The organism is Rhizobacter sp. P2_H2, from assembly GCF_056403375.1.
This window is the reverse complement of the sequence record NZ_JBFUFP010000793.1, coordinates 1-2,577: the sequence shown is the minus strand read 5'-3', so window position 1 is coordinate 2,577 and position 2,577 is coordinate 1. Positions and strand designations below refer to the sequence as shown.

Annotated in this window: 4 protein-coding genes; all 4 read left to right on the top strand. The window is 66.4% G+C overall.

The annotated features are described in order from the left end of the window. Nucleotides 1-234 (top strand): elongation factor 1-alpha C-terminal domain-related protein (locus AC1D15_RS26400; RefSeq protein WP_477828324.1); only part of this gene is annotated, 234 nt, incomplete at its 5' end. 16 nt (nucleotides 235-250) lie between these two features. Further along, the gene (cysC, locus tag AC1D15_RS26395; RefSeq protein WP_082004585.1) at nucleotides 251-928 is read left to right on the top strand and encodes an adenylyl-sulfate kinase; all 678 of its coding nucleotides are present in this window, start codon (nucleotides 251-253) and stop codon (nucleotides 926-928) included. Then, nucleotides 925-1,938, top strand: coding sequence for a hypothetical protein (locus AC1D15_RS26390; protein ID WP_477828323.1), 1,014 nt, complete (start codon nucleotides 925-927; stop codon nucleotides 1,936-1,938). The genes cysC and AC1D15_RS26390 overlap by 4 nt, the downstream gene beginning before the upstream one ends. Further along, nucleotides 1,935-2,577, top strand: a 643-nt coding sequence (locus AC1D15_RS26385) for a sulfotransferase family protein (RefSeq protein ID WP_477828322.1), incomplete at its 3' end; no start/stop codon positions are given. The genes AC1D15_RS26390 and AC1D15_RS26385, both read left to right, overlap by 4 nt.

Below are 2,577 nucleotides of genomic sequence, written 5' to 3'. Positions count from 1 at the left end.
GTGCAGGCGCGCATCACCGCGATCGAGAGCCGGCTCGACATCCACACGCTGGAGGCGATCGATGCGCACCAGCTGGCCGTCAACGAGATCGGCCACGTGATCGTCGAGACGCAGCAGGCGCTGCCGGTCGAGGCCTACGCGTCGAACCGCGTCGGCGGCGCGCTGATCATCGTCGACCCGGCCAGCAACCGCACCAGCGGGGCACTGCTGGTCCACGAATGTTCGCCTTCCTGAGAGGCTTGCCCGCGCCATGACTCCTTCCACGCATTCCCTGGTCCGGCCACGTCCCGGCCATGTCGACACCAACGCCACGCCCGTGGCACGCGGCGCGACGTGTCTCAACGTGGTGAAGCACCCCAGCCTGGTCTCGGCCGCCGAGCGGCACGCCCTGCTCCACCAGCAACCGGTCACGGTCTGGTTGACCGGCCTCAGCGGCGCAGGCAAATCCACCTTGGCCTATGCGGCGGAGCGCCGGCTGCATGCCCAGGGGCGGCTGGGATTCGTGCTGGATGGCGACAACATCCGCCACCATCTCAGCAGCGATCTGGGCTTCTCGCCTTCAGACCGGCGCGAGAACATCCGGCGTGTCGCGGAAGTGGCCGCCTTGATGAACGACGCGGGGCTGATCGTGTTCACGGCGCTCATCTCGCCACGGCAGGAGGACAGGGACCAAGCGCGATCCATCATCGGCGAAGCGAGGTTCATTGAAGTCCATGTCAGCACGGCACTGGCCGTCTGCGAGGCGCGGGACCCGAAGGGCCTCTACGAAAAGGCTCGAACGGGAGCCATCCCTCATTTCACCGGCGTGTCGGCACCGTACGAGACCCCACAGTCTCCCGCGCTGCGCATCGACACGGACCTGTGCAGCCTCGACCAGTCAGCGCAGAAGCTGATGGACTTTCTCGTCAGCCGCTCCCTCGTGTCATGACATCGATCCGGCCATTCGCGTTGACGGACCGCACGGGCGCCCTGCCGGCGGTGGACCTGTTCAATGGCGACGCCGACGGCATCTGCAGCCTGCACCAATTGCGCATGGCCGAGCCGCGCGCCGGGCGCCTCGTCAGCGGCGTCAAGCGCGATATCGACTTGTTCGGGCAGCTGGACGACACGGACCTGCCCAGCGACATCACCGTGCTGGACGTCTCGTTCGACAGGAACGAAGCCGGCGTGCGTCGCGCACTGCAGGCCGGTGGGCGCGTGCGCTACTTCGACCACCATTCGGCACGCAGCCTGTTCCACCACCCGCGGCTGGAAAGCCACATCGACCCCTCCGCCGCGGTCTGCACCTCCTTGCTGGTGGATCGCCACCTGGGCGGCCGCTTCCACGAGTGGGCCATCGTGGGCGCCTTCGGCGACAACCTGCTCGAGGTCGCGCGCAGTCTTTGCGCGCAGCGCGGGCTCACGATGAACCAGACGGCGAGCCTGGAGCAGCTGGGGCAGCTGCTCAACTACAACGCCTACGGCGAGGCCGTGGAAGACCTGCACTTCTCGCCGATCGACCTCTATCGGGTGGTGCACCACTTCGAGAGTCCGTTCGGCTTCATCGCCGACGCCGACGAATACCGCCGCCTGGCCGCCGGCCGCGCCGATGACCAGCATCACCTCGAGACGCTCGCGCCCCATTGGCAAAGCATCGAGGGCGACGTCTATCTGCTGCCGGGCACGGCATGGGCCCGGCGGCTTTCCGGAACGCTGGCGAACCGCCTCTCCCACGAAGAGCCACACAGATCATTCGCGGTACTCACGCGCCGTTCGGACGGTCACTTCCTGGTCAGCGTCCGCTGTCCTGCGCAGCGCCAGTCGGCGCAAGCGTTGTGCCGTCGCTATCCAGGCGGTGGTGGGCGGCATGCAGCCGCCGGCATCGACCGCCTGCCGGTGATCGAACTGGAGCAGTTCATCGCCGACTTTTCAAACCACATCACAGGGAAATCATCATGACCCATCAGCCCTCCATCGCCACGTCCAAGCCGGGTCGCCCTCGCCCGCTCCTGATGGTGCCGTTGCGTCGATGCGGAAGCCACGCGCTGAGGCTCAGGCTGAATTTCAGTGAAGGCTTCTACTCGCCCTACCCGCTGCACATCGTCGACTTCATGCCGATGGTTCCCCTCTACGGCGACCTGGCCGAGGACCGCAACTACTTCCAGCTCGTCGTGGACGTCGTCGGCCTGCAGGCCGCCAGCATGGTGAAGTGGCCCGACGTGGCGTTCGATCCGGGTGAGATCTTCGACGCCATCAAGGACGAGAAGCGCAGCGTGCATCGCGTGGTGTGGGAGCTGCTCCTGCGCAGCGGCGAACGGCAGCATGCCCGCGTCGTGATGGACAAGTCCCTCGACAGCATCCACTACGCCGCCGAGATGATGGAGCTGTTTCCGGACATGCTGTTCCTGAACGTGGTGAGGGACCCGCGCGCCCAGGTCGCTTCGATGAATCGCGCGATCATCCATGACTTCGACAGCACGCTCAATGCGATGACGTGGGTCGCCGCGCACGATGCTGCCCAGCGGCTCGTCCGTGCGCATCCGGCCCGCGTGCTCACGATCCGATACGAGGATTTCCTCGCCGACCAGGAGCTTGTCC